Source organism: Streptomyces deccanensis (assembly GCF_022385335.1).
Taxonomy (GTDB): Bacteria; Actinomycetota; Actinomycetes; order Streptomycetales; family Streptomycetaceae; genus Streptomyces; species Streptomyces deccanensis.
In genome coordinates, this window is the sequence record NZ_CP092431.1 from 2,107,961 (window position 1) to 2,133,504 (window position 25,544).

General features: G+C 71.6%; 19 protein-coding genes and 1 pseudogene. 14 read left to right on the forward strand and 6 right to left on the reverse strand.

The annotated features are described in order from the left end of the window. Positions 1-110: 110 nt before the first annotated feature. The gene (gene metH, locus L3078_RS09415; protein WP_239752963.1) at positions 111-3,638 is read right to left on the reverse strand and encodes a methionine synthase; all 3,528 of its coding nucleotides are present in this window, start codon (positions 3,636-3,638) and stop codon (positions 111-113) included. Between the two features lie 395 nt (positions 3,639-4,033). Here metH and L3078_RS09420 point away from each other — a divergent pair, with 395 nt between their 5' ends. The 5 genes and pseudogenes from L3078_RS09420 to L3078_RS09440 all read left to right on the forward strand — a co-directional run bounded on the left by L3078_RS09420 (position 4,034) and on the right by L3078_RS09440 (position 9,759). Further along, positions 4,034-4,798 carry an IclR family transcriptional regulator gene (locus tag L3078_RS09420; RefSeq protein WP_239752964.1) on the forward strand — a complete coding sequence of 255 codons (765 nt, stop codon included), beginning with the start codon at positions 4,034-4,036 and terminating at the stop codon, positions 4,796-4,798. A 327-nt stretch (positions 4,799-5,125) separates the two neighbouring features. Beyond that, entirely contained in the window at positions 5,126-5,923 is a 798-nt protein-coding gene (locus tag L3078_RS09425; RefSeq protein ID WP_239752965.1) for an MIP/aquaporin family protein, read from the forward strand. A 101-nt stretch (positions 5,924-6,024) separates the two neighbouring features. Then, on the forward strand, positions 6,025-7,563 hold the full coding sequence (gene glpK / locus L3078_RS09430; RefSeq protein WP_239752966.1) for a glycerol kinase GlpK: 1,539 nt from the start codon (positions 6,025-6,027) through the stop codon (positions 7,561-7,563). Between the two features lie 56 nt (positions 7,564-7,619). Continuing rightward, positions 7,620-9,236 carry a glycerol-3-phosphate dehydrogenase/oxidase gene (locus L3078_RS09435; protein ID WP_239752967.1) on the forward strand — a complete coding sequence of 539 codons (1,617 nt, stop codon included), beginning with the start codon at positions 7,620-7,622 and terminating at the stop codon, positions 9,234-9,236. Positions 9,237-9,301: 65 nt separating this feature from the next. Then, a pseudogene (locus tag L3078_RS09440) lies at positions 9,302-9,759 on the forward strand (SMI1/KNR4 family protein). Here the strand turns inward: L3078_RS09440 and mtnK are convergent. Genes mtnK through L3078_RS09460 form a run of 4 tightly spaced genes read right to left on the reverse strand, consistent with a single transcriptional unit; the run spans position 9,745 to position 14,663 of the window. Further along, positions 9,745-10,920 carry an S-methyl-5-thioribose kinase gene (gene mtnK / locus L3078_RS09445; RefSeq protein WP_239752968.1) on the reverse strand — a complete coding sequence of 392 codons (1,176 nt, stop codon included), beginning with the start codon at positions 10,918-10,920 and terminating at the stop codon, positions 9,745-9,747. The pseudogene L3078_RS09440 and the gene mtnK overlap by 15 nt on opposite strands. 15 nt (positions 10,921-10,935) lie before the next feature. Next, the gene (locus tag L3078_RS09450) at positions 10,936-11,982 is read right to left on the reverse strand and encodes an ABC transporter permease (protein WP_239752969.1); all 1,047 of its coding nucleotides are present in this window, start codon (positions 11,980-11,982) and stop codon (positions 10,936-10,938) included. Between the two features lie 31 nt (positions 11,983-12,013). Further along, positions 12,014-13,567, reverse strand: coding sequence for a sugar ABC transporter ATP-binding protein (locus tag L3078_RS09455; RefSeq protein ID WP_239752970.1), 1,554 nt, complete (start codon positions 13,565-13,567; stop codon positions 12,014-12,016). Beyond that, positions 13,554-14,663, reverse strand: coding sequence for a substrate-binding domain-containing protein (locus L3078_RS09460; RefSeq protein WP_239752971.1), 1,110 nt, complete (start codon positions 14,661-14,663; stop codon positions 13,554-13,556). Before L3078_RS09460 ends, L3078_RS09455 begins: the two co-directional genes overlap by 14 nt. A gap of 530 nt (positions 14,664-15,193) precedes the next feature. On the opposite strand from L3078_RS09460, the gene L3078_RS09465 reads away from it, so the two are divergent. The 3 genes from L3078_RS09465 to mtnB are packed head-to-tail and all read left to right on the forward strand — an operon-like array spanning position 15,194 to position 17,129. Continuing rightward, entirely contained in the window at positions 15,194-15,793 is a 600-nt protein-coding gene (locus L3078_RS09465; RefSeq protein WP_239752972.1) for a 1,2-dihydroxy-3-keto-5-methylthiopentene dioxygenase, read from the forward strand. Beyond that, on the forward strand, positions 15,790-16,524 hold the full coding sequence (mtnC, locus tag L3078_RS09470; RefSeq protein WP_239752973.1) for an acireductone synthase: 735 nt from the start codon (positions 15,790-15,792) through the stop codon (positions 16,522-16,524). Before L3078_RS09465 ends, mtnC begins: the two co-directional genes overlap by 4 nt. Then, positions 16,521-17,129 (forward strand): methylthioribulose 1-phosphate dehydratase, encoded by a 609-nt coding sequence (gene mtnB / locus L3078_RS09475; protein WP_239752974.1) that lies wholly within the window; start codon positions 16,521-16,523, stop codon positions 17,127-17,129. Before mtnC ends, mtnB begins: the two co-directional genes overlap by 4 nt. Before the next feature lie 96 nt (positions 17,130-17,225). Here mtnB and mtnA read toward each other — a convergent pair whose 3' ends face one another. Beyond that, positions 17,226-18,257 (reverse strand): S-methyl-5-thioribose-1-phosphate isomerase, encoded by a 1,032-nt coding sequence (mtnA, locus tag L3078_RS09480; RefSeq protein ID WP_239752975.1) that lies wholly within the window; start codon positions 18,255-18,257, stop codon positions 17,226-17,228. A 360-nt stretch (positions 18,258-18,617) separates the two neighbouring features. Between mtnA and L3078_RS09485 the strand changes: the two genes are divergently transcribed. The 6 genes from L3078_RS09485 to L3078_RS09510 all read left to right on the forward strand — a co-directional run bounded on the left by L3078_RS09485 (position 18,618) and on the right by L3078_RS09510 (position 25,516). Beyond that, the gene (locus tag L3078_RS09485) at positions 18,618-19,715 is read left to right on the forward strand and encodes a BMP family ABC transporter substrate-binding protein (RefSeq protein ID WP_239752976.1); all 1,098 of its coding nucleotides are present in this window, start codon (positions 18,618-18,620) and stop codon (positions 19,713-19,715) included. 181 nt (positions 19,716-19,896) lie between these two features. Next, complete coding sequence (locus L3078_RS09490; protein ID WP_239760261.1) at positions 19,897-21,462, forward strand: ABC transporter ATP-binding protein; 1,566 nt, start codon at positions 19,897-19,899, stop codon at positions 21,460-21,462. A gap of 1 nt (position 21,463) precedes the next feature. After that, positions 21,464-22,525, forward strand: a complete 1,062-nt coding sequence (locus L3078_RS09495) for an ABC transporter permease (protein WP_239752977.1) — start codon at positions 21,464-21,466, stop codon at positions 22,523-22,525. After that, a complete protein-coding gene (locus L3078_RS09500) occupies positions 22,525-23,457 on the forward strand; it encodes an ABC transporter permease (protein ID WP_239752978.1) in 933 nt (310 codons plus the stop codon). The genes L3078_RS09495 and L3078_RS09500 overlap by 1 nt, the downstream gene beginning before the upstream one ends. Beyond that, positions 23,454-24,221: a nucleoside phosphorylase gene (locus L3078_RS09505; RefSeq protein ID WP_239752979.1), complete on the forward strand. Its 768-nt coding sequence runs from the start codon at positions 23,454-23,456 to the stop codon at positions 24,219-24,221. The genes L3078_RS09500 and L3078_RS09505 overlap by 4 nt, the downstream gene beginning before the upstream one ends. Continuing rightward, positions 24,218-25,516, forward strand: coding sequence for an amidohydrolase (locus L3078_RS09510; protein ID WP_239752980.1), 1,299 nt, complete (start codon positions 24,218-24,220; stop codon positions 25,514-25,516). The genes L3078_RS09505 and L3078_RS09510 overlap by 4 nt, the downstream gene beginning before the upstream one ends. The last annotated feature ends 28 nt before the right edge of the window (positions 25,517-25,544 follow it).

Below are 25,544 nucleotides of genomic sequence, written 5' to 3' on the forward strand. Positions count from 1 at the left end.
GGACGAGCAGGCCGGTTCCCGGGTGGGGAACCGGCCTGCGGTGGACCGACCAGTCTACGACGCCGCGCGGCGAAGTGCCTTTCGACAGCGCCGAGCCCTGGGCCAGGGCCTTACCGTGCGTTGAAGTACTTCGCCTCGGGGTGGTGGATGACGATGGCGTCGGTGGACTGCTCCGGGTGGAGCTGGAACTCCTCCGAGAGCTGGACGCCGATCCGCTCGGGTTCGAGGAGCTGGGCGATCTTGGCGCGGTCCTCGAGGTCGGGGCAGGCGCCGTAGCCGAGGGAGAAGCGGGCGCCCCGGTACTTCAGGTCGAACATGTCCTCGATCGCGGCGGGGTCCTCGCCGGCGAAGCCCAGCTCGGAGCGGACGCGTGCGTGCCAGTACTCGGCGAGGGCTTCGGCCAACTGCACGGACAGGCCGTGGAGTTCGAGGTAGTCACGGTAGGAGTTGGCCTCGAAGAGCTTGGCGGTCTCCTCGCCGATGCGGGAGCCGACGGTGACGACCTGGAGACCGACCACGTCGATCTCGCCGGACTCCTCGGGGCGGAAGAAGTCGGCCAGGCACAGCCGGCGGCCGCGGCGCTGGCGCGGGAAGGAGAACCGGGTCCGTTCGTTGCCGTCGTCGTCCAGGATGATCAGGTCGTCGTCCTTGGAGACGCAGGGGAAGTAGCCGTAGACGACGGCCGCTTCGAGGAGGTTCTCGGTCTGCAGCTTGTCCAGCAGGCCGCGCAGCCGGGGCCGGCCCTCGGTCTCGACGAGCTCCTCGTAGGTGGGGCCGTCGCCGGTGCGGGCCTGCTTCAGCCCCCACTGGCCCTTGAACAGCGCACCCTCGTCCAGCCAGGACGCGTACTCCTTGAGCTGGATGCCCTTGACCACACGCGTGCCCCGGAACGGGGGCGTGGGGACGGGGTTGTCCGTGGCGACGTCGGAGCGGACGTGGCCCTCCTCGGGGCGGTCCTCGACGACGGTGGCCGCGGCCGTGGCCTTGACCCGGCGCTGGCGCAGTTCGGGCAGTTGCGCGCCGGGGACGCCGCGCTTGACGCCGATGAGGGCGTCCATCAGGCGCAGGCCCTCGAAGGCGTCGCGGGCGTAGCGGACCTCGCCCTCGTAGATCTCGTGCAGGTCCTGCTCGACGTAGGCGCGGGTGAGGGCGGCGCCGCCGAGGATGACGGGATAGTCGGCGGCCAGGCCGCGCTGGTTGAGCTCCTGAAGGTTCTCCTTCATGATCACTGTGGACTTGACCAGGAGGCCGGACATGCCGATGACGTCGGCGCGGTGCTCGGCTGCGGCGTCCAGGATCGCGGAGACCGGCTGCTTGATGCCGAGGTTGACCACGGTGTAGCCGTTGTTGGACAGGATGATGTCGACGAGGTTCTTGCCGATGTCGTGCACGTCGCCCCGGACCGTCGCCAGGACGATGGTGCCCTTGCCCTCGTCGTCGGTCTTCTCCATGTGCGGTTCGAGGTGGGCCACGGCGGTCTTCATGACCTCGGCGGACTGGAGCACGAACGGCAGCTGCATCTGGCCGGAGCCGAAGAGTTCGCCGACGACCTTCATGCCGTCCAGGAGCGTGTCGTTGACGATGTCGAGCGCGGGGCGCTCGGTAAGGGCCTCGTCGAGGTCGGCCTCCAGGCCGTTCTTCTCGCCGTCGATGATGCGGCGCTTGAGGCGCTCCTCCAGCGGGAGTGCGGCCAGCTCCTCGGCCTTGCCCGCCTTCAGGGACTTGGCGGTGGCGCCCTCGAACAGCGCCATCAGCTTCTGCAGCGGGTCGTAGCCCTCGGCGCGGCGGTCGTGGATGAGGTCGAGGGCCGTCCGCACCTCCTCCTCGCTGAAGCGCGCGATCGGCAGGATCTTCGACGCGTGCACGATCGCCGAGTCCAGGCCCGCCTTGACGCACTCGTCGAGGAAGACGGAGTTCAGCAGGATCCGGGCGGCCGGGTTGAGGCCGAAGGAGATGTTCGACAGACCGAGGGTGGTCTGGACGTCCGGGTGGCGGCGCTTGAGTTCACGGATCGCCTCGATCGTGGCGATGCCGTCCCCCCGGGACTCCTCCTGACCGGTACAGATGGTGAAGGTCAGGGTGTCGATGAGGATGTCCGACTCGTGGATGCCCCAGTTGCCGGTGAGGTCGTCGATGAGCCGTTCGGCGATCTCGACCTTCTTCTCCGGGGTGCGGGCCTGGCCCTCCTCGTCGATGGTCAGCGCGATCAGTGCGGCGCCGTGCTCCTGGGCGAGGCGGGTGACCTTGGCGAAGCGGGAGTCGGGGCCGTCGCCGTCCTCGTAGTTGACGGAGTTGATGACGGCCCGACCGCCGAGCTTCTCCAACCCGGCCCGGATGACGTCCACTTCGGTGGAGTCCAGGACGATGGGGAGGGTGGAGGCGGTGGCGAAGCGGCCGGCGAGTTCGGCCATGTCGGCCACGCCGTCGCGGCCCACGTAGTCGACGCAGAGGTCGAGCATGTGGGCGCCCTCACGGATCTGGTCGCGGGCCATCTCCACGCAGTCGTCCCAGCGGGCCTCGAGCATGGCCTCGCGGAACTTCTTCGAGCCGTTGGCGTTCGTCCGCTCGCCGATCGCCATGTACGCCGTGTCCTGGCGGAACGGCACACTCTGGTAGAGGGAGGCCGCGCCGGGCTCCGGGCGCGGGTCACGGGCGGTGGGGGCGAGGTCGCGGACCCGCTCGACGACCTGGCGCAGGTGCTCGGGGGTGGTGCCGCAGCAGCCACCGACCAGGGAGAGGCCGTACTCGCGGACGAAGTTCTCCTGCGCGTCGGCCAGTTCCGGCGCGGTCAGCGGGTAGTGGGCGCCGTCCTTGGTCAGCACCGGCAGTCCGGCGTTGGGCATGCAGGAGAGCTGGATGCGGGAGTGGCGGGCCAGATGGCGCAGGTGCTCGCTCATCTCGGCGGGGCCGGTCGCGCAGTTCAGACCGATCATGTCGATGCCGAGCGGCTCCAGCGCCGTCAGCGCGGCGCCGATCTCGGAGCCGAGGAGCATGGTGCCGGTCGTCTCGACCGTCACCGAGACGATCAGGGGGACGTCGTAGCCGGCGGTCTCCATCGCGCGGCGGGCGGCGACGACGGAGGCCTTGGTCTGCAGCAGGTCCTGGGTGGTCTCCACCAGGAGCGCGTCGGCGCCGCCGGCCAGCAGGCCCTCGGCGTTCTGCTGGTAGGCGTCACGGATGGCGGTGAAGGTGGTGTGGCCGAGCGTGGGCAGCTTGGTGCCGGGGCCGATGGAGCCGAGGACCCAGCGCTGCCGTCCGTCGCGGGCGGCGTACTCGTCGGCCGTCTCGCGGGCGATGCGGGCGCCCGCCTCGGACAGCTCGGCGGTGCGCTCGGGGATGTCGTACTCGCCCAGTGCGGTGAGGTTGGCGCCGAAGGTGTTGGTCTCCACGCAGTCCACGCCCGCGTCGAAGTACGCGGCGTGCACCGAGCGGACGATGTCGGGACGGGTGACGTTGAGGACCTCGTTGCAGCCCTCCAGCTGCTGGAAGTCGTCCAGTGTGGGGTCCTGCGCCTGCAGCATCGTGCCCATCGCGCCGTCGGCGACCACCACACGGGTGGCGAGGGCCTCGCGGAGGGCCTCGGATCGGGCCCGGCCTGCGGCGGCGGACGTGAGGGACGTGTTCGGCGACGAGGCCATGGAGCTGCTCCCTGGAGTGCGACGGCTGTCGGCTTTGCGCCCTCCCAGCGGAAGGCGCACGCGGCAAGCCTAGCCCGGAGCGGCGCGGATGGTCAGGGGCGTCCACGGGGCGGACCGGCGTGGCGCACCCGCCCGGGTGCGGTTTACTCCGACGACGAAAAGAACGACGGACACCACTCCGGCATGCTTCGGACACCCCACGGCCACATGTGCGCCCCCGGGGGCACCGGAGGCGCACCGGACGGACACGAGAGCGCCACCGCTCGGCGAGCGTGGCCGAAAAGCTAGTGACGGCCATTAGCGAGAGGTCGGCAACGACCGGTAGTGTTCGACATTGCCGAACGATGGAAGTTCAGTCGCGTACGGCGGCCGAAGGGGACGGAGGCAGGACGGCGATGGCACGGAACATCCAGTCGCTCGAACGGGCGGCCGCGATGCTGCGCCTGCTCGCGGGCGGCGAACGGCGGCTCGGTCTGTCGGACATCGCCTCGTCGCTGGGCCTCGCCAAGGGCACCGCCCACGGCATACTGCGCACGCTCCAGCAGGAGGGCTTCGTCGAACAGGACGACGCCTCGGGGCGCTACCAGCTGGGGGCCGAGCTGTTGCGGCTGGGGACCACGTACCTGGACGTCCATGAGCTGCGGGCGCGCGCCCTGGTCTGGACGGACGACCTGGCCCGCTCCAGCGGCGAGAGCGTGCACCTGGGGGTGCTGCACCAGCAGGGCGTGCTGATCGTGCACCACGTGTTCCGGCCGGACGACAGCCGGCAGGTCCTGGAGATAGGGGCCATGCAGCCGCTGCACTCCACGGCCCTGGGCAAGGTGCTGTCGGCCTACGACCCGGTGGCGCACAGCGAGGTGCTGGAGAGCGAGCGCAAGGCGTTCACCGACCGGACCGTGCACGCGCTGGACGACTTCGAGGGCGTCTTGGACATCACCCGCGCGCGCGGGTACGCGGCCGACGTCGAGGAGACCTGGGAGGGCGTGGCGTCCATCGCGGCGCCCATCCACGACCGGCGGCGGATGCCCGTCGGCGCGGTCGGCATCACCGGTGCCGTGGAGCGGCTGTGCCGCGAGGGCGAGCTGCGCCCCGAGCTGATCGCGGCCGTGCGGGACTGCGCCCGCGCGGTCTCGCGGGACCTGGGCGCCGGGCGGTTCTGACCGCCCGCCACCGACACGGTCCGCCACCGACACGGCGAAGGCCGGGACACGTCACGGTGTCCCGGCCTTCGCCGTACGCGCGCGTGGGCGCGGGTGCACGCCAGGTGCCCTGGTGGGCGCCCTGGCGGCCGTCTCAAGATCGATGAGCCGGTTCGATCAATAACGATCGCGTTTTCGACAACTCAGCTCTTGACGTGCCCGTAACGCCAGAGCAAGACTCCCGTCCATCGGTCGACATTGTCGAACACCTACCGGCAATACGCGCTAGAGTGTGACAACGCCACGGGCCGAACTCTTTCCCCTGGACGAAGGACAAAGGAGTCGCGGGTGTCCAGCTCCGACATCTTCATCGGCGAGACCATCGGTACCGCCATACTCATCCTGCTCGGCGGCGGCGTCTGCGCGGCCGTCACACTGAAGGCCTCCAAGGCCCGTAACGCCGGTTGGCTCGCCATCACCTTCGGGTGGGGTTTTGCCGTTCTCACCGCCGTCTACACCTCCGCGCCGCTGTCCGGCGCCCATCTGAACCCGGCCGTGACCCTCGCGCTCGCGCTGAAGAAGGACGGCATCGACTGGGGCGACGTCCCGATCTACTGGGGCGGGCAGCTGCTCGGCGCCATGATCGGTGCCGCTCTGGTCTGGATCGCCTACTACGGGCAGTTCCACGCCCACCTGACCGACGAGGAGATCGTCGGAGACGCGGAGACGCTGGCCAAGGCCAAGTCGGTCGAGGCCCGGGAGAAGGGCGCCGGCCCCGTGCTCGGCATCTTCTCCACCGGTCCGGAGGTCCGCAACGCGGTCCTGAACATCGCCACCGAGGTCATCGGCACCGTCGTGCTGGTCCTGGCGGTGCTCACACAAGGTCTGAACGACTCGGGCAAGGGCCTCGGCACCCTCGGCGCCCTGGTCACCGCGCTCGTCGTGGTCTCCATCGGTCTGTCCCTCGGTGGCCCGACCGGTTACGCGATCAACCCGGCCCGTGACCTCGGTCCGCGCATCGTGCACGCCCTGCTGCCCCTGCCCAACAAGGGCGGGTCGGACTGGAGCTACGCCTGGGTCCCGGTGGTCGGCCCCCTGATCGGTGCCGCCATCGCCGCAGGCCTCTACAACGTCGCATTCGCCTGAGAAACCCGTTGAGCCGCCGTTCCGCGGGGCCCGACCCGCGGAACGCTCAGCACGCGCCGTACGTACAGCCCGTTGACCAGTTGACCTTTCAGGAGCACACCGTGACCGACGCCCACACCGCCGGCCCCTTCATCGCCGCCATCGACCAGGGCACGACCTCGTCCCGCTGTATCGTCTTCGACCGCGACGGACGCATCGTCTCCGTCGACCAGAAGGAGCACGAGCAGATCTTCCCGAAGCCGGGCTGGGTCGAGCACGACGCCACCGAGATCTGGACGAACGTCCAGGAGGTCGTCGCCGGGGCCATCGAGAAGGCCGGCATCACCCGTGACGACATCAAGGCCATCGGCATCACCAACCAGCGCGAGACCACGCTGCTCTGGGACAAGAACACCGGTGAGCCCGTCCACAACGCCATCGTCTGGCAGGACACCCGTACCGACGCCCTCTGCCGCGAGCTCGGCCGCAACGTCGGGCAGGACCGTTTCCGCCGTGAGACCGGTCTGCCGCTGGCCTCGTACTTCGCCGGTCCGAAGGCCCGCTGGCTGCTGGACAACGTCGAGGGCCTGCGCGAGCGCGCCGAGGCCGGCGACATCCTCTTCGGCACCATGGACACCTGGGTCATCTGGAACCTGACCGGCGGTGTCGACGGCGGCAAGCACTACACCGACGTCACCAACGCCTCCCGCACGATGCTGATGAACCTGCACACGCTGCAGTGGGACGAGAAGATCGCCGAGTCCATCGGCGTCCCGCTGTCGATGCTCCCGGAGATCCGCTCCTCCGCCGAGGTGTACGGCGAGGTCACCGGCGGCCGCCTCGGCGACCTGCTCGGCGGCATCCCGGTCGCCTCCGCGCTCGGCGACCAGCAGGCGGCGCTCTTCGGCCAGACCTGCTTCGAGGAGGGCGAGGCCAAGTCCACGTACGGCACCGGAACGTTCATGCTGCTGAACACCGGTGAGAAGATCATCAACTCCTACAGCGGTCTGCTGACCACCGTCGGCTACCGGATCGGCGACCAGAAGCCGGTCTACGCGCTGGAGGGCTCGATCGCCGTCACCGGTTCGCTGGTGCAGTGGATGCGCGACCAGATGGGGCTCATCTCCACCGCCGCCGAGATCGAGACGCTGGCGCTCTCGGTCGAGGACAACGGCGGCGCGTACTTCGTGCCGGCCTTCTCCGGTCTGTTCGCCCCGTACTGGCGCTCCGACGCCCGCGGTGTGATCGCCGGTCTCACCCGGTACGTCACCAAGGCGCACCTCGCGCGCGCCGTCCTGGAGGCCACGGCCTGGCAGACCCGTGAGATCACGGACGCCATGACCAAGGACTCGGGCGTCGAGCTCGCGGCCCTCAAGGTCGACGGCGGCATGACCTCCAACAACCTGCTGATGCAGACGCTCTCGGACTTCCTGGACGCCCCCGTGGTGCGTCCGATGGTCGCCGAGACCACGTGCCTCGGCGCCGCCTACGCCGCCGGTCTCGCCGTCGGCTTCTGGACCAGCACCGACGACCTGCGCGCCAACTGGCGCCGGGCCGCCGAGTGGACCCCCCGTATGGACGCGGAGACCCGCGACCGTGAGTACAAGAGCTGGCTCAAGGCCGTCGAGCGGACCATGGGCTGGATCGAGGACGAGAGCTGAGCGGGGCCCTCGAAGGCTCCGTTCGTCCGGCTCTGATTGAGGAGTAAGAACCCGACATGACCAGTCAGACCACCCTGCAGACCCTGCCTGCCCTGGGGACGCGCCCGGCGTCCGGCTCGAACCCGAGCCGTGCCGAGACCCGGGAACAGCTTTCCAAGGCGTCGTACGACCTCCTCGTGATCGGCGGCGGCATCCTGGGCATCTCCACCGCCTGGCACGCCGCGCAGTCCGGGCTCAGGGTGGCCCTGGTCGACGCCGGCGACTTCGCCGGCGCCACCTCCTCCGCCTCCTCCAAGCTGCTCCACGGCGGTCTGCGCTATCTGCAGACCGGCGCGGTGAAGCTGGTCGCGGAGAACCACTTCGAGCGCCGTGCGGTCTCCCGCCAGGTGGCCCCCCACCTGGCGAACCCGCTCACGTTCTACCTCCCCGTGTACAAGGGCGGGCCGCACGGCGCGGCGAAGCTCGGGGCGGGCGTCTTCGCCTACTCCGCGCTCTCGGCGTTCGGTGACGGCGTCGGCCACCTCCTCTCCCCCGCCAAGGCGGCGCAGGACGTGCCCGAGCTGCGCACCGACAACCTCAAGGCCGTCGCGGTCTACGGCGACGACCAGATGAACGACTCCCGGATGGCCCTGATGACGGTCCGCGCGGCCGTCGAGTCGGGTGCCGTCGTCCTGAACCACGCCGAGGTCACCGGGCTGCGCTTCACCCGGGGCCGGGTCACCGGTGCCGAGCTGCGCGACCGGCTCTCGGGCGACGAGTTCGGCGTCAACGCCCGGCTGGTGCTGAACGCGACCGGGCCGTGGGTCGACCACCTGCGCCGGATGGAGAACCCGGACGCGGCCCCCTCCATCCGCCTGTCCAAGGGCGCGCACCTGGTGCTGAAGCGGACCGCTCCCTGGAAGGCCGCGCTCGCCACCCCGATCGACAAGTACCGCATCACGTTCGCCCTCCCCTGGGAGGACATGCTGCTGCTCGGGACGACCGACGAGGTGTACGAGGGCGACCCGGCGGACGTCGCGGTCACCGAGAAGGACACGGCCCAGATACTCGACGAGGCCGCGTTCTCCATCCGCGACCAGCAGCTCGACCGTGACCTCATCACCTACGCCTTCGCCGGTCTGCGGGTGCTGCCGGGCGGGCCCGGCGACACCGCCAAGGCCAAGCGGGAGACCGTGGTCACCGAGGGCCGGGGCGGCATGCTGTCCGTCGCGGGCGGCAAGTGGACGACGTTCCGGCACATCGGCCGCACCATCATGAAGAAGCTGGAGGCGCTGCCCGGGCACCCGCTGGGCGAGGACTTCGAGCCGGTCGCCTCTCTGCCGAAGAAGCTGCCGCTGCCGGGTGTCGCCAACCCGCGGGCGGTCGCGCACCGGCTGCTGGTGGACCGTCCGGCGCCGGGTCCGCGGATGGGCGCCGACACGGCACGGCACCTGGCCACGCACTACGGTTCCCTGGCCTTCGACATCGCCCGTCTCGCCAACGAGAACCCCGAACTGGGCGAGCGGGTCCACCCCGACGCCCCCGAGATCTGGGCGCAGGTCGTCTACGCCCGCGACACCGAGTGGGCCGAGACGGCCGACGACGTACTGCGCCGCCGGACGACGCTGACGATACGGGGCCTCGCGACGGACGAGGTCCGCGCGAAGGTGCAGGACCTGCTCGACAAGAAGTGACCGGATGTCGGTGCCGGCCCCTCCCCTGACCGGGGCCGGCACCGAGAGGGTCGGCCCCTTCCGCTCTGGGGTCGGACCACGGCGAAGGGGCGGCTCCCTCTACGGAGCCGCCCCTTTGTCGCGTTCGCCGTTGCCGTTGCCGTGGCCGTTGCCGTCGGCCCGGTTGTCAGTGGACGTTCGTGCCGGAGATCTCCGACGGCTCGTCGCAGGGGCCGCCCGAGTACGGGCTCGTGGGGCTGGCCGAGCGGAGGACGAGGGGCCCTACGGCGACGGCTGGGACGCGGCCGTCGACAGGGTCTACCACCACGGCTCGATCGTGCTCGGCACGGACGGCTGCGCCATGAACTGGCATCTCGTCGTCAGCGGGCCCCATCGAGGACACATATGGCACATCACCGATGTGGGTGCCATGCCGTTCGGCGCGGAGTTCGGGCACACGACCTCCGCGCCCGGCTTCGGCGGCTGGGTGGCGCACTGGGCCGCCGGGAAGGAGTGGTTCGACGCCGAGTCAGCCGAGTGGTGAGGCGACGAGGTCGCGGACGGCGTCCGGCGAGGTCAGCTCCGCACGGCGGACGATGAGTTCACGGCCCAGCAGCAGGGCCCGGCGCGACGCCGGGACCGGGTCGTCCAGCGTCGTCAGGTCCGTGAGGTGGGCGAAGCCGATGATGCGGCGGACGAGTTCCGTGCCGGCGAAGCCGAGGGACTCGGTCCAGACGCGGGTCAGGAAGCGGTCCAGGTAGGCGTCGTCGAAGAAGGTGTCGACGCGGGTGGGCCACAGGCGGCGGAACTCGGTCTCGAAGGCGTCCCAGGACAGCCGGAGTTGGTCGCCGTGGTCCGTCAGGGTCCCCAGGGCGCGGGCCCGTTCCTCGGAGACCAGCGCGTTGGCCCAGTACAGGCCGAGGTCGAAGCCGATGGGGCCGACGAAGGAGAACTCGGGGTCGAAGACCCGGACGACATGGGCGCCTTCGCGTGCGCCGACCATGACGCTCCCGGAGTGGAGGTCACCGTGGAGGAGGGCCTGGGCGCTCGTCATGAAGACATGGCGCAGGTCGGCGACCTCGGTGCGCAGCACGGTGTCCGCGCGGAACGCGGTGGCCAGGTCGTCCAGGCCCGGGTGCCAGTGGTTGTGCTCGTGCTCGATGTACGGCTCGGAGAGGACGACATCCTCGGTGATCTTGCACAGCTCCGGGTTGACCGAGGCGGCGAGCAGCGCCTTGCGGTCGGCGGAGGTCATGCCGAAGTCGCTGGTCGCGAAGGAGAGCCGGGCGACGAGGCGGCCGATCTGGGGTGAGGTGTGCGGGCCGTAGGAGGCGCCCTCGTTGAGGAGGGTGCGCAGGACCTCCAGGTCGGAGAGGTCCTCCATGACGAGGGCGTGGTTCTCGGGGTCGTAGCCGTGGATGCCGGGGATCTCGTCGGGGGCGACCTTCGCGAGCTGCTCGTACGCGCGGGCCTCGGCGTCGGCGCGGTCGGGGCTCAGCGGCCAGGAGGGGCCGGCGACGCGGACCCAGGGCAGGGCCTGCTTGAGGGCGAGGCTGCGGGTGCCGTCCGCGTTCGAGGCGAGGAAGACGCGGTTGACGTTGCCGTCCGACACCTCGCGGACGGTGATGTCGTCCACGTCCTCCCAGTGGCCCCGCTCGCGCAGATACGCGGGGATGTCGTCGGTCTCCAGGATGCGGTAGCCCATGGTCGGTGAACTCCCTTATGCGGTGCGGCGCTTGGACAAGGTGAAGCTGAAGACCAGGGCGAGGATGAGGACCGCGCCCTCGACGACGTCCTGGGTGTAGTACGGCAGGCCCTTGATGGTGAGGCCGGTCGTGATGATGCCAATGAGGACCGCGCCGAGGGCGGTGCCCCAGACGTTCGGGCGGCCCCGGCCGAGGACCGAGGTGCCGACGAGGGCGACCGCGACCGCCTCCAGCAGCTGGGAGGTGCCGGCGCTCACGTCGCCCTGGCCGATGCGGGAGGCCAGGATCAGGCCGCCGATGGAGGCGAGGACGCCGGAGAGGACGTACGCCAGCGACCGGTACGCGCCGACGCGGATGCCGGCCAGGCGGGAGGCCTCGGGGTTGGCGCCGATCGCGTAGAAGACGCGGCCCCAGCGGGTGCGGGCCAGGAAGACCCAGGCGGCGACGGTGAGCGCGCCGAAGATCAGGACGGAGATCGGGACGCCGAGGACCGTGCCCCGGTCGATCTTCAGGAAGCCGGCGGTGAACTTGCCGGGGGCGGTGGTGCCGTCCTCCAGGGTCATGCCGGGGGTGATCGACTGGCCGTCGACGAGGATCAGTTTGGTGCCCTGGATGACGAACATGGTGCCGAGCGTGGCCAGCATGTCGGGGATCTTCAGGACGACGATCAGCAGGGCGTTGAGGAGGCCCGCGAGCGCCCCCGCCGCGAGGACGGCGAGGATCGCGACCGTGCCGATCTGGTTGAGGACGACCATGCTGTGGGCGGCGACGGAGACGCCGAGGCCGGCGACCGCTCCGACGGACATGTCCATGCCGCCGACGGCCATGGTGAGGGTGACGCCGAGGCCGAGGATGGCGGCGACGGAGACGTACCGGAGGGTGTCGAGGAGGGTCGCCGACTCGCGGAACGAGCCCTCGCTGAGCGCGAAGTACGCGAAGAGCGCGACCGTGACGAAGATGAAGCCGTACTTGATGACGGCGTTCTGGATGCGGACGGCGGTGGAGGTGCCGGGCGGGATCGCCGCCTTCGCCACGGGCGCGGTGCTCTGGGTGGTGGTCATGGAAGCGCTTCCTCAGGGGGCCGGGCCGGGGTCACACGGACGCCGAGATGGTCTGGATGACGCGGTCGCGTTCCGCGTCCTCGCCGTACGCGTCGAGGTGGATCTCACCGGCGGCGAGCACGACGACCCGGTCGGCGATCTCCAGGACCTCGTCGACGTCGGCGGACAGGACGAGCACGGCGGCGCCCTCGGCGGCGAGCGCGCGGGCGCGGCGGCCGATGTCCCGGCGGGCACCGATGTCCACGCCTCGGAACGGTTCGTCCAGGATGAGGACGCGGGGGGTCTCGGCCAGCCAGCGGCCGACGACGACCTTCTGCTGGTTGCCGCCGGACAGCTCCTCGACGGTGCTGTGCTCGTCGCGGGCGACGACACCGAGGCCCTCGATCGTGTCGCGGCCGAGGGCGTTCTCCCGGGCCGTGTTCAGCAGGCCCAGCCGGGACAGGGACTTCAGGAACGGCAGGGAGATGTTCCGGGCCACCGACCAGCCGGGGACGAGGGCGTCCGCGTGCCGGTCCTCGGGGACGAGGTGGACGCCGTCGCGGATGGCGTCGGCGGGGCGGCGGGGCGCGTACGCCTTGCCGTCCAGCTCGACCGTGCCGGTGGTGAAGGGTTCGGCGCCGAAGAGCCCCCGGGCCAGTTCGGTCTTGCCGGCGCCCAACAGGCCGACGACACCGGTGACTTCACCGGCACGGAGGTCGAGGTCCAGTGGGGTGCGGCCCTCGAAGAGGCGGACGCCCCGCAGGGAGAGGACGACGTCCCCCTGGTCGCCCTCGCGGACCGGGCGGGCGGTGGTCGTCTCCTGGGCCTGGGCGAGCATCGCGCGCAGGGCGGCGTCCCAGTCGAAGGGGCGGGCCTGGTCCTCGGCGAGACGGCCGTCCCGCAGGACGACCAGTCGGTCGGCGAGGGCGTCGATCTCGCCGAGGCGGTGGGAGACGTAGAGGACCGCGATGCCGTCCGCCCGCATCCGCTCGACCAGCGCGAACAGGCGCTCGGCCTCGGCGGCGGAGAGCGCGGAGGTCGGCTCGTCGAGGATCAGCAGGCGGGGGCGGGTGGCGAGGGCGCGGGCCAGGATCAGCAACTGGCGGTCGGAGATGCCGAGTTCGGTGACGTCCTGCTTGAGGACGGCGTCGGTCCAGTCGAGGCCGAGGGCGGCCTGGATCTCCCGGGCGCGGGCGAGCAGCCTGCTCCCGTTGAGGAACGGGTTGCCCCGGCTCTGCGCCAGCTCCTCGAACACGAGGTTCTCGGCGACGGTGAGGCCGGGGACGACGCCCTCGCTGATGCGCTGGTGGACGGTCTGGATGCCCAACTGGCGGGCGGCCAGGGGGGACTGGAGTGCCGCGGGCTCCCCTGCGATCCGTACCTGCCCGCCGTGGTCCGTGTGCACGCCGGACAGGATCTTGATGAGGGTGGACTTGCCGGCGCCGTTCGCGCCGAGCAGCGCGACGACGCTGCCCGGTGCGATGTCCAGCGAGACGGAGGCGAGCACCGTTCTGCCCCCGAACGCCATGCTGACGTCCCGCAGGCTGACGGCGGCGATGCCCTCGCCGCCGTCAGGCTTCCCGCGACCGGTTTCAGTGGGCGACATTCGAGATCCAGTCGGCGGTCGAGACCTGCGACAGGTTCAGCGCGGGGAGCGCCTTCCGCAGCTGGTCCATGTTCTCGATCTTCTTCTCGCGCAGGAAGTCCTGGGTGATGGCGACGGCCGGGAACTCGACGGAGGTCTTGTTCAGCTGACCGGCCAGCTCCAGCGCGGTCGTGCGGACCACGGCGGCGCCGACGGCGGACGGGTCGGTGCCTGCGGTGGCGACCCAGGGGCTGCCCTCGGCGGTGATGGCCTGGATGTCGGCGTTAGAGACGTCGGCGCCGAAGACCTTCACCTTGTCCTGCAGCTTCTTGTTCTGCACGGCGAGGACGGTGCCCTTGGCCAGCTCGTCGTAGGGGGCGAAGACGCCCGCCACGTCGGAGTTCTGGGTGAGGGCGGCGGAGACGAGGGGAACGTTGTCGGTGGCCGTGGAGTCGGTGACCTTGCCGACCTTGAAGGCCTGCTTCCAGCCCTGGGCCTCGACGGTGGACTTCCAGACGGTGTCACGCTTGTCGAGGGCCGCGTAGCCGGCGACGTTCACGTAACCGACCTTGGCGTCCTTGCCGACCTCCTTGGCCATCACGTCGAGGACGGCCTGGGCCATGCTGGCGTCGTCCTGCTTGGTGGAGACGACGCCCTTCGTGGACGTCTCGACGTCGTAGACGACGACCTTGATGCCCTTCTTCACGGCCTTGTCGATCTCCGGCTGGATCGTCGCCGGGAAGCCGTGGTCGATGATGATCGCCTTGGCGCCGGAGTTGATCGCGGAGGAGAGGTCGGTGGCCTGCTTGGCGTTGTCGGCCTGGGCGTCGTACACGGTGAGGTCGATGCCGAGGGCCTTGGCCTGCGCCTTCGCGCCGTTGCCCCACTGCTCGAAGTAGTCGCCGGCGCCGCTCTGTCTGACCAGCGCGACCTTGACGGCGCCGGCGCTGAAGGGGGCGGGCTTCTCGCCGGTGGCGGCGGATGCCTTCGCGGCGGTGTCGCCGGTGTCCTTGGAGGCGTCGGTGGACTGCGAGCAGGCCGACAGCAGCAGGGCCGAGGCAGACGCGAGGGAGAGGGCGGCGAGCGGGAGACGGGTACGGCGGGACGAACGGGACATGACGGCTCCAGGTGCGGTGCGAAGGGAGGAAGGGAGTACTCGACCCGGAGCGGGGGCGAAAACGCGCCACCGTGACCATGACGAGGTGCACGGTGAACGCCCGGGACAGCAGGGCGCGTCGGGGCTCCGGGAGTGGTCAGCGACAGCTGGCCGTGGTCGACCGGAGCAGGTCCACGTACAGCCGCCGTACGAGCAGCAGCGTCTTCATACGCAGATCATGAGAACGATTTCAGCCATGCGTCAAAGTAATGAGAGCGGTTTCTCAGCACGTGAGACAACGACTACGTCACACATGGCTGGTACAGCGACCGGCGTTACCATCGCGGTACCGGCACCCGACCGGCACCACAGTGAGGCCCCGATGACGACATTCGACGCGACGGCGCAGCGCATGCCCGGTATGCGCTGTTGTCCCGGCGCGCCGTGTCACGCCTGACCGGTCGCTCGCCCCTCACTCTTCCCGCTTCCCAGCCGTCCGGGTGCTCGTCTCGGTATCCGGACATCCCTCCCAGACTCCTGGAGTTGCGCTCATGACCTTGCTGACCACCTGGCCCGAGTCCGGACCGGAGACCGTGGTGCGCCGTACCGCCGACCCCGTCGAGATCGCGTCCGCTCTCGCGCCGCTCGGGGTGCGCTACGAGCAGTGGCCGATCCGTGAGGACGTTCCGTTCGACGCGGACAGTGAGACCGTGTTCGCCGCGTACGGCCCGGAGATCGAGCGGCTCAACGCCGAGGAGGGCTTCACCACGGTCGACGTCCTCGGCCTCCACCCGAGCGACGACCCCGAGTTCCCGGTGAAGGCGAAGGCCGCGCGGGAGAAGTTCCTCCAGGAGCACACCCACGACGACGATGACGAGGTCCGCTTCTTCGTCTCCGGTTCCGGCATCTTCTACCTGCACGTGAACGGCGAGGTGCACGCGGTCTACTGCGAGAAGGGCGACCTGCTGGGCGTGCCGCGCGGGACCACCCACTGGTTCGACATGGGCACCAACCCCTCGTTCACCGCGATCCGGTTCTTCCACGAGGAGGACGGCTGGATCGGCAACTTCACCGGCTCCACCATCGCCTCCCGCTTCCCGGACTACGACACGATCGACGCCGGGTACCGACAGGACAAGGCCGCGGCGTGAGCCTGGACTTCGACACCGGCTCCCTCGACTCCGTGGTGCTCGACATCGAGGGCACCACGAGCGCCACGGGGTTCGTCGTCGACGTGCTCTACCCGTACTCCCGCTCACGCTTCGGCGCACTGCTCGCCGAGCGGAGCGGCGATCCGGACGTGGCGCGGGCCGTCGCGCAGGTGCGGGAGCTCATCGCCGAGCCGGACGCGGACGCGGCCCGTGTCGAGCGGGCGCTCAACTCCTGGCTCGACGAGGACCGCAAGGCGACCCCGCTGAAGACCCTCCAGGGGATCATCTGGTCCGAGGGCTTCGCGCGCGGCGACCTCGTCTCCCACTTCTACGACGACGTCGTGCCGGCCCTGCGCGCCTGGCACGCGGCGGGCGTACGCCTCCAGGTGTACTCCTCGGGTTCCGTGGCCGCCCAGCGCGCGTGGTTCCGGTCGAGCCCCGAGGGCGATCTGCTGCCGCTGGTCGAGGGGTTGTACGACACGGAGAACGCGGGGCCGAAGCAGGAGGCGGAGTCGTACCGCACGATCGCCTCGGCCCTCGGTCTCGCCGCGACCCCCGACCGCGTCCTCTTCCTCTCCGACCGGCCCGGCGAACTGGACGCGGCGCGGCAGGCCGGCTGGCGGACCGTCGGGGTCCGGCGGCCCGGGGAGCCGTACTACGAGCAAGGCGTCGGCGACCACCCGCAGGCGGGGACGTTCGACGAGATCACCATCACGAGGAGCACCGCATGACCACCGAGATCTCGGCACTCGACCTGGAGGAGGCGGGCGCCGTCCTGGCCGCCGAGTCGGCCCGCTTCGCCTCCTTCGGCTGGATGCGCGGCACCTCGGGCAATCTGTCGGTGGTGCTCTCGCGCGATCCGCTGCGGCTGGCGGTGACCGCGAGCGGGCACGACAAGGGTGAACTGACGCCCGCGGACGTGGTGTTGGTGGACGGGGGCGGTGCCGCCGTGCGGGGAGGCAAGCCGTCCGCCGAGGCCGAGCTGCACGCGCGCGTGGCGGCGCTGACCGGGGCGGGGGCCGTGGTCCACGTCCACACGGTCGCCTCGGTCGCCATGGGGCGTCGTGAGCCCGGGGGCATCGTCTTCAAGGACCTGGAGATGCTCAAGGGCGTCGGCCAGCCCGCCCACGACGTCGAGGTCACGCTCCCCGTCATCGCCAACAGCCAGGACATGAAGGTGCTGGGCGACCGTCTGGAGGCCGCCCGTGACCCCCGTATGCCCGCGGTGGTCGTCGCCGGGCACGGCCTGTATGTCTGGGGCGACACGCCCCGCCAGGCCCGCCACCACACCGAAGTGGTCGAGTGGCTGCTGGAGTTGGAGCTGTCCGAGCGCTGACGACACGTCAGAAGGCGGCCCGGTCAAGGTGACCGGGCCGCCTTCTCGTGTGCGGGGGCTGCGGACGGGACAGGGGCTGGGGTACGGGCGTGCGTCCTACCGCAGGCGCTCGCCCGGCAGTTCGCCCGCCGAGACCTCGAGGACGCCCCTCTCGGTGACCAGACCCGTCACCAGACGGCCGGGGGTCACGTCGAAGGCCGGGTTGTGGCCCCGGGACTCGGCCGGGGCCGTGCGGATGCCGCCCCACTCCAACACCTCGTCCTCGTGCCGGAGTTCGATGTGGATGTCGGATCCGGAGGCGGTGGCGAGGTCGACCGTCGTCGTGGGGGCGGCCACGACGAACGGGATGCCCGCGTCGGCGCAGGCGAGGGCGACGCCCACCGTGCCGACCTTGTTGGCGGTGTCGCCGTTGGCGGCGATGCGGTCCGCGCCCACGATCGCCGCGTCGACCTCGCCCCGCAGGATCGTGCCGGCGGCGGCGCCGTCCGCCTGGACGTAGTGCGGGATGCCCTCCTGGACCAACTCCCAGGCGGTCAGGCGGGATCCCTGGAGGAGGGGGCGCGTCTCGTCGGCGTGGACGACTTCGAGGCGGCCGCGTGCGTGGAGTTCGCGGATGACGCCAAGTGCCGTACCCCATCCGGCGGTTGCCAGCGCCCCCGTGTTGCAGTGGGTCAGCACGCGCAGCGGACGGTCGACGCCCACCCGCTTCAGCAGCCAGTCGGCGCCGTGCGCCCCCATCGCCCGGTTCGCCTCGACGTCCTCGCGCTGGACGGCGGCCGCCTCCTCCAGCACCGCGTCCAGCCCCTCGTCGAAGCGGGTCATGACCCGGTCCACGCACACCATCAGGTTCACCGCGGTCGGCCGGGCCTCGCGGACGCGGGCGACGGCGGCCCGTACCTCCTCGGCCGACCAGTTCTCCCGCTCGCCCTCCAGGATCGCGAGCGCCACCCCGTACGCGCCCGCGGCCCCGATCGCGGGAGCGCCCCGGACGACGAGGCGCTGGATGGCGGAGACCAGGGCGTCGACGTCACGGATCTCGACCGTCTCGGTGCGGTGCGGCAGGACCGTCTGGTCGATGAGCGCGAGGCTGTTTCCGGTCCAGTCGACGGCGCGCAGTTCCTGGGGCATAGCGGGGCACTCCTGGTGTTCCGAAGGTGCCCGACACCGTACATGACCTCGGAGAACCGTCGGGAACCACAGTTCGAGACGACGAAGCGGGCGCCCGGAAAGCGGTGTTACAGTCCAGCACCGCCCGCAGCCCGTAGGCCGATGTGAAGGAGGATCCGTGCTGCTCACCATGCGCCGTTTCCTCGACCACGGCCGCTGCGCGAGCGACGGCTGTCGCCGCTGACGCCGGTCCCGAAGACCGCCTCGGCGCCCCGCCGCTCCTCCCCCACACCGCTCCACCTCCCGCACCGCCCCCTTTCCAGGGCTCGTCGACGATGACGAGCCCGGCCCTTGCCGCATGCTCCGGAAGGTCGCCCCCCGATGTCCCGCACCGCCGGCGTCACCGACGTCACCCGTTCCGCCCGCCCCACCCGCAGATCCCGCCGCTCGCTCCGGCTGGCCGCGCTCGCCACCGGCACCGTCCTGCTGGCCACCGCCTGCAACGCCGCCGCGAAGAAGGACGGTTCCGCCGACGCCGCCGGTGGTGGCAGCGGCAGGACCTTCACGCTCGTCACGCCGGACGCCGTCGGCCAGAACGAGTTCCTGAAGAACGCCGTCACCGGTGTGAAGGCGGCGGCGAAGGCGCACGACGGCTCGCAGAAGGTCTACGAGTCCACGGACTCGGCCTCGCAGCAGCAGAACGTGCAGGCGGCGGTGGACGAACGGCCGGACGTGATCGTGCTGGTCGGCTTCGAGTTCGCGGACCTGGTCGCCCAGCAGGCCGAGGCCCACCCGAAGCAGCAGTTCCTGCTCGTGGACGCGTGCACGGAGAAGACGTTCGAGAACGTGTCGTGCGCGGTGTTCCGTGAGCACGAGGGTGTCTTCCTCGCGGGCGCGGAGGCGGGTCTGCTCAGCGAGAGCGGCAAGGTGGGTGCCGTGGACGTGCTGGACACTCCCCAGTTCCGCCGCTTCAGCGACCCGTTCGCGGCCGGTGCCAAGCACGTCGCCGCCACGACGCAGACCTCGACGCGCTTCGTCGGCGGCCAGTCCCCGTTCGACGACTCCGCCCGCGCCAAGGAGCAGGCCAACTCCCTGCTCGCCAAGGGCTACGACCAGCTCATGGCCGCCGCCGCGGCCGGCAACTACGGCGTGTTCGAGGCGGCGAAGGCCAAGGGCGCGTTCGCGTACGGCGTCGACGTCAACCAGTGCCCCTCGGCGCCGGGCACGGTCGTCGACAACGTCGTCAAGCGGACGGACGTCGCGGTGGAGAAGGGGATCGAGCGGGTCCTCGACGGCCGGACCGGCACGGTGTCGTACGGCCTGAAGGAGGGCGGTATCACCCTCACCGGTCTGGAGGACGGCGTGGAGTCGTCCCAGTGCGTGATCGCCGACCACGAGGACGTGCTGAAGAAGGTCGAGGCGCTGCGCGACCGGATCGTGTCGGGAGAGCTGAAGGTCGATGACCCCGCTGCCGCCTGACGATGCGGCGGGTGCCGGGGCCTGGCACGGGGACGGGACGTCCGAGGCGGCAGGGGTGTCGAAGGGGGACACCCCGGCCGCCGGCGCCGAGGTCCCGGCCGGCCGCGCCGACACTCCGGTTGCCGACGCGGAGGTCCCGGCCGGCCGCGCCGACACCCCGCCCGCCGTCGAACTCCTCGGCATCACCAAGCGCTACCCCGGCACCCTCGCCAACGACCGCGTCGACCTGACCGTCCGGCCCGGCGAGATCCACGCCCTCATGGGCGAGAACGGGGCGGGCAAGTCCACGCTCATGTCGGTCCTGTACGGCATGGAGCGCCCGGACGCCGGCACGATCCGGCTCGACGGGCGCGAGGTGTCCTTCGCCGGGCCCGCCGCCGCGATGGCCGCCGGGCTCGGCATGGTCCACCAGAGCTTCAAGCTGTTCGACTCGCTGACGGTCGCGGAGAACGTGGTGTACGGCGCCGAGCCGCGCCGCTTCGGCCTGGTGGACCGGGCCGCGGCCCGTCGCCGGGTCCGTGAACTCGGCGCGGACCACGGCCTGTCGGTCGACCCGGACGCCCGGGTCGGCGAGCTGCCGGTCGGGCTGCGGCAGCGCGTGGAGATCCTCAAGCTGCTGCACCGCGGCGCCCGCGTCCTCATCCTGGACGAGCCGACGGCCGTGCTGACGCCCGCCGAGGCCGACGCCCTGTTCGCGGTGCTCAAGTCGCTGGCGGCGCGGGGCCGTACGGTGATCCTCGTCACGCACAAGCTGCGCGAGGTGCTGGAGGGCAGCGACCACGTGACGGTGCTGCGGGACGGCCGGGTGGTGGCCCGGCTGCGCACCGCCGACACCACCGCCGACGAGATCGCGGCGGCCATGACAGGCCGCGCGGTGGAGTTGGACCGGGTGCACGCGCCCGGCACCCCGGGCGCCGTCGTGCTGGATGTCGACGGCCTCACCACCGACGGGGTGCGCGAGGTCGCGCTCACCGTCCGCGCCGGGGAGATCCTCGGCATCGCGGGCGTCGCGGGCAACGGCCAGAGCGAACTGGTCGAGGCCCTCGCCGGGTTGCGCCCGGTGACCTCGGGCCGGATCCGGCTGCGGGGCGAGGACGTCACCCACGCCTCGGCGACCGAACGGCGCGCCCGGGGCCTCGCGTACGTGCCGGAGGACCGTCACGCCGTGGGTACGGCACCGGCGGCGTCCGTGGCGGAGAACCTGGCCATGGGGCATCACCGTACGTCGCTGTCGGCCGGGTCCCGGATCGGTCTGCTCACGCCCGCCGCCGTACGCGACCACGCCCGGCGGCTGATCGAGCGGTTCGGCATCAGGACGCCGGGCCCCGGGGCGCCCGCGTCGGCGCTGTCCGGCGGCAATCTGCAGAAGCTCCTCATCGGCCGCGAACTCGCCCACGAGGCACCGCTGTTGCTGGTCGAGCAGCCCACGCGCGGGGTCGACATCGGCGCGGTCCAGAACATCCACGACGACCTGATCGCCCACCGCGACGCCGGTCACGCGGTCCTCCTCGTCTCCGCCGAACTGAGCGAGATCCGGGGGCTGTCGGACCGGGTGCTGGTCATGTACGAGGGCCGGGTGACCGCCGCGTACGACAAGGCCGACGCGGACGAGGGCGTGCTGGGTCTGGCGATGGCCGGCGGCAGCGGCGGGCGCGGTGCCCTCGACGACGCCGACGACGCCGACGACGCCCTCGGCACCACGAGCGCCGCCGGAGGCGGCACGGCACCGGTGGAGGCCGGGCACTGACATGAACCCCATACCCAGGGACCGGCTGACAGCGGTCCTCCGCTCCCCCGTCGCCTTCTCCGTCCTCGCGGGCGTCCTCATCGGCGCCCTGTTCCTGCTGGGCACGGGCGCCGACCCGCTGACCGCGTACGGCGCCGTCCTGACCGGTTCGCTCGGCGCCGACGGCATCGGCTCGACGCTCACCACCGGGACGAGTGTGCTCGGCATGGCCCTGGCGCTGGCGATCCCACTCCGCGCGGGGCTGATCAACCTCGGCGGCGACGGGCAGCTGGTCCTGGGCGGCATCACGGCCGCCGTGACCGGCCTGTACTCGCCGCTCCCGGCCCCGCTCACCGTCGTCCTCGCCCTCCTGGCGGGCATGGGGGCCGGCGCCGCGTACGCCGCCCTGGCCGCGGTGTGCGAGAACCGGTTCGGTGTTCCACTCCTGGTCAGCAGCCTTCTGCTCAGCTATCCGGCGGTGTCGCTCGCCTCCTATCTGGCCCGCTATCCGCTCAAGGAGCCCGGCTCCAGCCTGCCCCAGACGCGCAGGCTCCCGGAGGGCGTGGCGCTGCCCGCGTTCGGCGGCTCGACGGTGACCGCGGGACTGGTGCTGGTGGTGCTCGTGGCGGTCGCGTACTGGTTCACCGACCGGCGCACGGCGCTCGGCTACGAGATCCGGATGACCGGCCTCAACCCGCGCTTCACGGCGTACGCCGGCGTGGAGCGGGCGGGGCTGACACTGCGGCTGTTGGCGGTCTCGGGTGCGCTGGCCGGGCTGGTCGGCGCGATCGGGGTGCTCAGCTTCCCGTACCGCTTCCTGGACGGCTCGCTCACCGCCCCCGGCTACACCTGGACGGGGCTGACGGCCGCGCTCCTCGCGGCGGCGGCGCCGCTCGGCACGCTCCTCGCGTCGTTCTTCTTCGCGGTCCTCCAGGTCGGCGGGCTGTCGATGGAGCGCACGACCGAGGTGCCGCGCGAGCTGACACAGGTGCTCCAGGCCGTCGTCATCGTGTTCCTGGCGGCCCGGTCGCGGTTCCCGCGACGGTGGTCCGGCGGGCGGGACCGGCGGAAGGCGGTCGTGTGATGTTCTTCGACTCCGATCTCCTGATGTCCGCGTTGCGGGCGCTCACCCCCATCCTGCTGGCCGCGCTCGGCGGTGCCCTGTGCGAGCGGGCGGGGGTCTTCAACATCGGCCTCGAAGGCATGATGCTGCTGGGCTGCTTCACGGCGGTGACGACCAGCTGGTTCACCGGCAGCCCGTGGCTCGGTGTCCTCGCGGCGGCGCTGGCGGCGGCCGCGTACTCCCTCGTCCTGGCCGTCGGCGCGGTGACCCTGCGCGGGGACGCGGTGGTCCTCGGCATCGCCATGAACCTCCTCGCCGTGGGCCTGACCAGCTTCCTGCTCCGTACCGTCTTCGGCGTCCAGGGCACGTTCGACGATCCGTCGCTCGCCGGGCTCCCGCTGATCGGCGGGCTGTCCCCGCTGGCGTACCTGGCGTGGGCGTCCGTCGGGGTCGCCGCGCTCGCGCTCTCCCGCCATGTGTGGGGGCTGCGGCTGCGCGGGGTCGGCGAGGCGCCGGACGCGGCGGCCACGCTCGGGGTGAGCCCGGCCGGGTACAAGTACGCGGCGGTGCTCGTCTCCGGTGTGCTGTGCGGGCTCGCGGGTGCCCAACTCGCCCTGGGGAACGTCACGTTGTTCTCCGAGAACATGACGGCCGGCCGGGGCTGGATCGCCGTGGTGGCGGTGATGCTCGGCCGCGCGCTGCCGCTCGGCGTCCTGCTGGCGGCCCTGCTCTTCGGTCTCGCCGAGGCGGCCGGCTTCCGCCTCCAGGGGCTCGGACTGCCGCAGCAGGCGACGGACGCCGCGCCGTACGTCGTCACGCTCGGCGCCCTCTTCCTGACGACGGCCCGCCGCCGTCGCCGTACCGGTCGCGGCACCAGCACAGGCAGCACAAGCAACACAGGCAGCACCGGCGCGCGCAGCACCGGCACGAATCACTCGGGAGCCACCGCATGACCCAGGACCTCCTGCCCATCACCCGCATACCCAGGACCGGGCTGCCGCCGCGCGCGGTCGTGGTCGGCGACCCGGCGCGCGCCGCGGCGGTCGCCGCGCTGCTGGACGGCGCCGAGGAGGTGTCGTACCACCGTGAGTACCGTGTGTTCAGCGGGAGTTGGAAGGGTGTGCCGGTCGTGGTCGCCTCGCACGGGGTGGGCGGTCCGGGCGCGATCCTGCTGTTCCAGGAGCTGGCGGACGCGGGGGTCCGCACCTTCCTGCGGTTCGGCACGGCCGGCGCGATGCGGCCCGGGATCGGCGACGGCGATCTCGTGATCGCCGAGGCGGCCGTGCGCGACGACGGGGTGACCCAGCAGTTGCTGCCGCCCGAGTACCCGGCCGTCTCCGCACCCGAGGCGGTCCTCGCGCTCCAGCGTGCCGCCCGCGAGGTGGGAGCGCCGCATCATCGGGGCATCGTATGGACGAGGGCGGCCTTCCAGCCCGGCCTCATCCCGCTCGACGCGTACGACCGCGCCGGACTCGCGGCCATCGAGATGGAGCTGTCCGCGCTGTACGTGACGGCTTCGCTGCGCGGTCTCCTCGCCGGCGGGGTCCTCGTCGTGGACGGTGCGAACGCCGACGAACTGGTCGACGTCGAGACCACCGGCGGCTACGACCCGCACCGCGAGGTCGTCGCACGCGGCGTGGAGCGGGGCGCGGTCGTGTCACTGGAGGCACTGCGGCTGTTGGCCGAGGAGTACGGGGTCGAGGGGGGCGCCGCGTGAGCGAGCACGTCGATCTGCTGGTCACCGGCGGTGACGTCCTGACCGTCGACGAGGCCGGTACCCGGCTGCGGGACGGGGCCGTCGCCGTCCGGGACGGCGAGATCCTCGCGGTCGGACCGGCGGCGGAACTGGACGCGGCCTACGCGGCGGCCGAGACCCTCGACGCCGAGGGCTGTCTGGTGCTCCCCGGGCTCGTCAACGCCCATACGCACCTGGCGATGACGCTGCTGCGGGGGCGCGCGGACGACGTCACCCTCCAGGGGTTCCTGGAGCGGGTGCTGCGGTGGGAGGCGCGCCTGCTGTCGCCGAAGAACGTGGCGGCGGCGGTGCGGGTGGCGATCGCCGAGAGCCTGCGGGCCGGGGTGACGTCCGCGCTGGACATGTACTGGTTCCACGAGGCGGCCGAGCGGGTCGCGCGCGAGACGGGCTGGCGGCTGCACACCGGCCCGACCTTCATGGACGTCCCCGACCCCGCCGACGGCAGGGCGTACGAGGAGCGGCTGGAGTGGGCCCGGCGGGACCTCGCCGACCGCTCCCACCGGCCGGGGACGCGTCCGGTGCTCTTCGCGCACTCGACGTACACGCTCGCCCCGGACCAGCTGCTCGGCATAGCCGCGCTGGCGCGGGAGTTCGGGGCGCTGCTGCACATCCACGCGGCGGAGAACGCCACCGAGGTCGCCACGGTCGAGGTGCGGCACGGCAAGCGCCCGGTGGAGCTGCTGGACTCGCTCGGGCTGCTCGGCCCCGATCTGCTGCTCGCCCACGCGGTCGACCTCACCGGCCCGGAGATAGCGGCGCTGGCCCGGACCGGGACCTCGGTCGCGCACTGCCCGGTGTCGAACCTGAAACTGGGGTGCGGGATCGCGCCCGTCCCCCGGCTGCTGGGCGCGGGCGTCACGGTCGCGCTGGGCACGGACGGCGCGGTCAGCTCCAACACGCTGGACGTGCTGGGTGCCGTCCGGCAGGCGGCGCTGGTGCACAAGGCGGGCGGCGACCCCACGGCCGTCGGCGCGGAGCAGGCGGTGCGCATGGCGACGATCGAGGGGGCCCGCGCGCTGGGTCTCGGCGATCACCTGGGTTCCCTGGAGCCGGGCAAGCGGGCCGATCTGATCGTGCTCGACCTGGGCGGCCCGCATCTGCGGCCGCTGCACGACCCGTGGTCCACCCTCGCCTACGCGGCGCACTCGGCGGACGTACGCGACACGGTCGTCGAGGGGAGGGTGCTCATGCGCGAGCGGGTCCTCACCACCCTCGACGAGGCGGCGGCCCTGGCCGACCTGGAGGCTTTGGCCTGATGGACTCGGTGGAGCCCGCATAATGGCC

Coding starts and splice junctions, on each gene's coding strand:
- metH (WP_239752963.1), bottom strand. CDS start 3,638: ATGGCCTCGTCGCCGAACACGTCCCTCACGTCCGCCGCCGCAGGCCGG.
- L3078_RS09420 (WP_239752964.1), top strand. CDS start 4,034: ATGGCACGGAACATCCAGTCGCTCGAACGGGCGGCCGCGATGCTGCGC.
- L3078_RS09435 (WP_239752967.1), top strand. CDS start 7,620: ATGACCAGTCAGACCACCCTGCAGACCCTGCCTGCCCTGGGGACGCGC.
- mtnK (WP_239752968.1), bottom strand. CDS start 10,920: ATGGGCTACCGCATCCTGGAGACCGACGACATCCCCGCGTATCTGCGC.
- L3078_RS09450 (WP_239752969.1), bottom strand. CDS start 11,982: ATGACCACCACCCAGAGCACCGCGCCCGTGGCGAAGGCGGCGATCCCG.
- L3078_RS09455 (WP_239752970.1), bottom strand. CDS start 13,567: ATGTCGCCCACTGAAACCGGTCGCGGGAAGCCTGACGGCGGCGAGGGC.
- L3078_RS09460 (WP_239752971.1), bottom strand. CDS start 14,663: ATGTCCCGTTCGTCCCGCCGTACCCGTCTCCCGCTCGCCGCCCTCTCC.
- L3078_RS09465 (WP_239752972.1), top strand. CDS start 15,194: ATGACCTTGCTGACCACCTGGCCCGAGTCCGGACCGGAGACCGTGGTG.
- mtnB (WP_239752974.1), top strand. CDS start 16,521: ATGACCACCGAGATCTCGGCACTCGACCTGGAGGAGGCGGGCGCCGTC.
- mtnA (WP_239752975.1), bottom strand. CDS start 18,257: ATGCCCCAGGAACTGCGCGCCGTCGACTGGACCGGAAACAGCCTCGCG.
- L3078_RS09485 (WP_239752976.1), top strand. CDS start 18,618: ATGTCCCGCACCGCCGGCGTCACCGACGTCACCCGTTCCGCCCGCCCC.
- L3078_RS09495 (WP_239752977.1), top strand. CDS start 21,464: ATGAACCCCATACCCAGGGACCGGCTGACAGCGGTCCTCCGCTCCCCC.
- L3078_RS09500 (WP_239752978.1), top strand. CDS start 22,525: ATGTTCTTCGACTCCGATCTCCTGATGTCCGCGTTGCGGGCGCTCACC.
- L3078_RS09505 (WP_239752979.1), top strand. CDS start 23,454: ATGACCCAGGACCTCCTGCCCATCACCCGCATACCCAGGACCGGGCTG.